This is a genomic window from Pseudomonas sp. AFG_SD02_1510_Pfu_092, from assembly GCF_003331055.1.
Lineage (GTDB): Bacteria > Pseudomonadota > Gammaproteobacteria > Pseudomonadales > Pseudomonadaceae > Aquipseudomonas.
In genome coordinates this window covers 1-4,773 of sequence record NZ_PUQD01000112.1, presented here as the reverse complement: position 1 = coordinate 4,773, position 4,773 = coordinate 1, and the positions used below count along the sequence as shown (strand labels likewise).

General features: G+C 67.0%; 5 protein-coding genes. 1 reads left to right on the top strand and 4 read right to left on the bottom strand.

What is annotated here, in order from left to right; genetic code table 11:
• Nucleotides 1-127 precede the first annotated feature (127 nt).
• Entirely contained in the window at nt 128-640 is a 513-nt protein-coding gene (locus C6A77_RS24950; protein WP_114172011.1) for an Mpo1-like protein, read from the top strand.
• Between the two features lie 58 nt (nt 641-698).
• Here C6A77_RS24950 and pcaC read toward each other — a convergent pair whose 3' ends face one another.
• The 4 genes from pcaC to C6A77_RS24930 are packed head-to-tail and all read right to left on the bottom strand — an operon-like array spanning nt 699 to nt 4,556.
• Nucleotides 699-1,091, bottom strand: coding sequence for a 4-carboxymuconolactone decarboxylase (pcaC, locus tag C6A77_RS24945; protein ID WP_047583944.1), 393 nt, complete (start codon nt 1,089-1,091; stop codon nt 699-701).
• Between the two features lie 10 nt (nt 1,092-1,101).
• Nucleotides 1,102-1,893, bottom strand: coding sequence for a 3-oxoadipate enol-lactonase (gene pcaD, locus C6A77_RS24940; protein ID WP_114172010.1), 792 nt, complete (start codon nt 1,891-1,893; stop codon nt 1,102-1,104).
• A gap of 11 nt (nt 1,894-1,904) precedes the next feature.
• A complete protein-coding gene (locus C6A77_RS24935) occupies nt 1,905-3,257 on the bottom strand; it encodes a 3-carboxy-cis,cis-muconate cycloisomerase (protein WP_114172009.1) in 1,353 nt (450 codons plus the stop codon).
• A 9-nt stretch (nt 3,258-3,266) separates the two neighbouring features.
• Nucleotides 3,267-4,556, bottom strand: coding sequence for an MFS family transporter (locus tag C6A77_RS24930; protein ID WP_114172008.1), 1,290 nt, complete (start codon nt 4,554-4,556; stop codon nt 3,267-3,269).
• Nucleotides 4,557-4,773: the final 217 nt, after the last annotated feature.

Below are 4,773 nucleotides of genomic sequence, written 5' to 3'. Positions count from 1 at the left end.
CCCCCCCCCCCCCCCCCCCCCCCCCCCCCCCCCCCCCCCCCCCCCCCCGGGGGGGGGGGGGGGGGGGGGGGCCCCCCCCGCGAAGAGGCCGGTTCAGGCAAAACACGCTGAACAGGGAGGCACAACAATGAAAACCCTCGTCGACCACCTGAGCCAATACGCCAGCTACCACCGCGACCCGCGCAACATCGCCAGCCACTTCATCGGCATCCCGATGATCGTGCTGGCCGTCACTGTACTGCTGTCGCGTCCCGGCTGGGACGTGGCCGGCTTGTGGCTATCCCCTGCCCTGCTCGCCGCGGCGGCCTCGGTCTGGTTCTACCTGCGCCTGGACCTGCGCTTCGGCCTGGTCATGGGTGTGTTGCTGGGTGCATGCCTGTGGGTCGGCGAAGTGCTGGCGCTGCAAAGCACGACGCTGTGGCTCGGCACCGGGCTGGGGGCGTTCGTGGTGGGCTGGTTCATCCAGTTCGTCGGCCATTACTACGAAGGCCGCAAGCCGGCGTTCGTCGACGATATCAGCGGCCTGATCATCGGCCCGCTGTTCGTGGTGGCGGAAGCGGCGTTCATGCTGGGGCTATGCCCGGCCTTGAAGCAGGCTGTGGAAAGCAACGCCGGCCCAGTGGCCGTGCGCCCTCTGTAAATGCTACGCGGTCCCTGCGGGAGCGGCCCATCGCGACACAAGGCCGCTCCCACAGTAATCAGCTGCGCGACTCCACGCCCAGTTCGTCCCACACCGACTCAGCCAGGTGGAAGGTGGCATTAGCCGCCGGAATGCCGCAGTAGATCGCGCTCTGCATCAGCACTTCCTTGATCTCGTCACGGGTCACGCCGTTGTTCGCGGCCGCGCGCAGGTGCAGCTTCAGCTCGTCGTTGCGGTTCATGCCGATCAGCATGGCAATGGTGATCAGGCTACGGGTATGCCGCGGCAGGCCCGGGCGGGTCCAGATGTCGCCCCAGGCGTGGCGGGTGATCATCTCCTGGAACTCGCCGTTGAAGTCGTTGAGCTTCTCCAGGCTGCGGTCCACATGGGCATCGCCAAGCACGGCGCGGCGTACCTGCATGCCGGCGTCGTAACGTTGTTTCTCGTCCATGGCAGTGTCCTCAGTGAGCCAGCAGGAAGTCGAGTACGCGGCGGCTGAACGCCTCGCCGATCTCGACGTTGGACAGGTGCGCCGCCGGGAACTCGACATATTCGGCAGCGGCGATAGCGGCCTGCATGAAGCGGCCATGCTCCACAGTGGTCACCGCATCTTCGCTACCGGCCACGATCAGCGTCGGTACCTGGATGCGACCCAGCTGCGCACGAAAGTCGGCGTCACGCACCGCCGCGCAGTTGCTGGCATAACCCTGCGGGCTGGTCTGCGCCAGCATCTGGCAGATGCGCTGGGCCTGGGCGGGCTGGGCCTGGGCGAAGCCTGGGGTGAACCAGCGGGCGATGGAGGCATCGCGCAGTTCGACCATGGCCTGCTGGCCGCCCTTGAGCACGGTGTCGATCCGGGTGTTCCACACCTCGTCGCTGGCAATCTTCGCGGCGGTGTTGCACAGGGTCAGGCTGCGCAGGCGTGCGCCGGCATTGATGCCCAGCCACTGGCCGATCAGGCCGCCCATCGACAGGCCGACGAAGTGCGCCTTGGCAATGTCCAGGCCATCGAGCAGGGCCAGCACATCATGGCCCAGCTGTTCGATGCGGTAAGGCCCCTCGCTGACCAGCGAGCCACCGTGGCCACGGGTGTCATGGCGCAGCACGCGCAAGTGCTGGCTCCACAGCGGGATCTGGGCGTCCCACATGCCCAGGTCGGTACCCAACGAGTTGGACAGGACCAGCACCGGGGCGTTTTCCGGGCCATCGATCTGGTAGTGCAAAACGCCATCGGCCAGTTGCAAGTGCGCCACAGCGGTCTCCTTCAGGCAGTGAAACGTTGGTGTTCGGACACGGCACGCGCCACCCAGACGCGGGCCTGGCCCAGGTAATGGGCAGGGTCGAGCAAGCGGTCGAGTTCTTCGGCGGACAGTTCGGCACTGACCTGCGGTTCCTCTCCCAGTACCTCGCGCAGGTGGCGCTGTTCGGCCACCGCGCGCTGGCAGCATTGTTCCAGCAGGTGGTGGGCACGGTCGCGGCCCAGGCGCTGGGCGAGGACGATGCTCACCGCTTCGGCCAGCACCAGCCCCTGGGTCAGGTCGAGATTGCGGCGCATGCGCGCGGCGTCCACCTGCATGCCTTCGGCAATCACCTGGGCCTGGCGCAGGGCGCCGGAGACCAGGCAGCAGATATCCGGCAGGGTTTCCCATTCGGCATGCCACAGGCCAAGGCTGCGCTCGTGCTCCTGGGGCATGGCGGCGAACAGCGTCGAGACCAGGCCCGGCACGCGGGTCGCCGCCCCGATCAACACTGCGGCGCCCACCGGGTTGCGTTTGTGCGGCATGGTCGAGGAACCGCCCTTGCCCGGTGCGGAGGGCTCGAACAGCTCACCCGCTTCGGTCTGCATCAGCAGGCTGACATCGCGGCCGAACTTGCCCAGGCTGCCGGCGATCAGGCCCAGCACCGAGGCGAACTCCACCAGGCGGTCGCGCTGGGTGTGCCAGGGTTGCTCGGGCAGGCTCAGCTTGAGCTGCTCGGCCAACGCCTCGGCCACTGGCAGTGCCTTGCTGCCCAGCGCCGCCAGGCTGCCCGAGGCGCCGCCGAACTGCAGCACCAGCAAGCGAGGGCGCAGTTCCTGCAGGCGCTGGCGGTGGCGGGTCAAGGCGCCCAGCACACCGGCCAGTTTCATGCCCAGGGTCACCGGCGTGGCGTGCTGCAGCCAGGTGCGCCCCACCAGCGGCGTGTCGGCGTGCTGCAAGGCCTGGCGTGACAAGGTATCGGCCAGCCTGCCCAGGTCGGCTTCGATCAGCTCGAGGGCAGCGCGCAACTGCAGCACCAGGCCGGTGTCCATCGCGTCCTGGCTGGTAGCGCCCAGGTGCACGTAGCGCTCGGCCTCGGGCACGCCAGTGGCGATCACCTTGCCCAACGCCTTCACCAGCGGGATCGCCGAGTTGCCCGCGGTGGCAATCGCATCGGCCAGCGCACCGACGTCATAGCGTTCGGCACGGCAGGCGGTTTCGATGGCCGCTACCGCGCTGTGCGGGACCAGCCCGGCAGCAGCCTCGGCCCGCGCCAGCGCCGCTTCGAAATCGAGCATGCCCTGCAGGCGACCACGGTCGGAAAAAATCTCGCGCATGGCCGGCGCGGTGAAGTAGGCGTCGAACAATTGGTTGGTCATGCCACGTCCTTAATCATCGTGGTGCAGGTACGCCGCCTGCTTCGGCAGGCGCAGGCTGAACAGGAAGGCAATCGCCATCATCGCCGTGACGTACCAGTAGAAGGTGTTTTCCATGCCCAGGGTCTTCAGGCCCAGGGCCACGTACTCGGCCGAACCGCCAAAGGCCGCGTTGGCCACCGCATAGGCCAGGCCCACACCCAGTGCGCGCACCTGCGGCGGGAACATCTCGGCCTTCACCAGGCCGCTGATCGAGGTGTAGAAACTGACGATACACAAGGCCAGGGTAATCAGCACGAAGGCCATGAACGGGCTGCTCACGGTTTTCAGCGCCATCAGCAGCGGCACGGTGAACAGCGTGCCCAGGGCGCCGAACAGCAGCATCGAGTTACGCCGACCGATGCGGTCGGACAACATGCCGAAGAACGGCTGCAGCACCATGAACAGGAACAGCGCACCGGTCATCACGTAGCTGGCGTGCTTTGCAGTCATGCCGGCGGTGTTGACCAGGTATTTCTGCATGTAGGTGGTGAAGGTGTAGAAAATCAGCGAACCGCCGGCGGTGTAGCCGAGCACGGTGATGAAGGCCGCCGCGTGGTGGCGGAACAGGCCCTTGATGGTGCCGGCGTCCTTGTCCTGGCGGGTCTCGGCGCTGCTGGTTTCGTGCAGCGAGCGGCGCAGCATCAGCGAGATCAGCGCAGCGATGGCACCGACCACGAACGGGATGCGCCAGCCCCAGGCGCGCAGCTCGTCTTCGGTCAGCAGCTGCTGCAGGACCACCACCACCAGCACTGCCAGCAACTGGCCGCCGATCAGGGTCACGTACTGGAACGAGGCGAAGAACCCGCGCTGACCGCGCAGGGCCACTTCACTCATGTAGGTAGCGGTGGTGCCGTATTCGCCGCCTACCGACAGGCCCTGGATCAGGCGGGCCAGCAACAGCAGGGCCGGGGCCCAGGTGCCGATGCTGTCGTAGGTGGGCAGGCAGGCGATCATCAGCGAGCCGAAGCACATCATCAGCACCGAGATCATCAGGGAATTCTTGCGGCCATGGCGGTCGGCGAGGCGGCCGAAAATCCAGCCACCGATGGGCCGCATCAAGAAGCCGGCAGCGAACACACCGGCGGTGTTCAACAGCTGCACGGTGGGGTCGTCAGAGGGGAAGAACGCCGGGGCGAAGTAGATGGCGCAGAAGGCATAGACATAGAAGTCGAACCATTCCACCAGGTTGCCCGAGGAGGCACCGACGATAGCGAAGATGCGTTTGCTGCGTTCTTCGCCGGTGTAATAGGTTGAGGTCATGGTGAATTCACTCCTGGAGGGTCGCAGGTAATTCTAGACATACCTGGTAACACCTCGTTCCGCTAACTAGCTGGCAATTAGCCTTGTGTCCGGCAGGTCCGGGGGGGGGGGGGGGGGGGGGAAAAAAACCCCCCCCACCGGCGGGCGGCGGGGCGGGAGGAGGGGGGGGGGGCGCGGGGCCGCGGGGCGGGCGCGCAGCCCCCAGCGCGGGGGCGCG

Excerpts from the sequence above, each read along its gene's own strand:
- C6A77_RS24930 (WP_114172008.1), bottom strand. The coding sequence starts at position 4,556 with ATGACCTCAACCTATTACACCGGCGAAGAACGCAGCAAACGCATCTTC.
- C6A77_RS24950 (WP_114172011.1), top strand. The coding sequence starts at position 128 with ATGAAAACCCTCGTCGACCACCTGAGCCAATACGCCAGCTACCACCGC.
- pcaC (WP_047583944.1), bottom strand. The coding sequence starts at position 1,091 with ATGGACGAGAAACAACGTTACGACGCCGGCATGCAGGTACGCCGCGCC.
- C6A77_RS24935 (WP_114172009.1), bottom strand. The coding sequence starts at position 3,257 with ATGACCAACCAATTGTTCGACGCCTACTTCACCGCGCCGGCCATGCGC.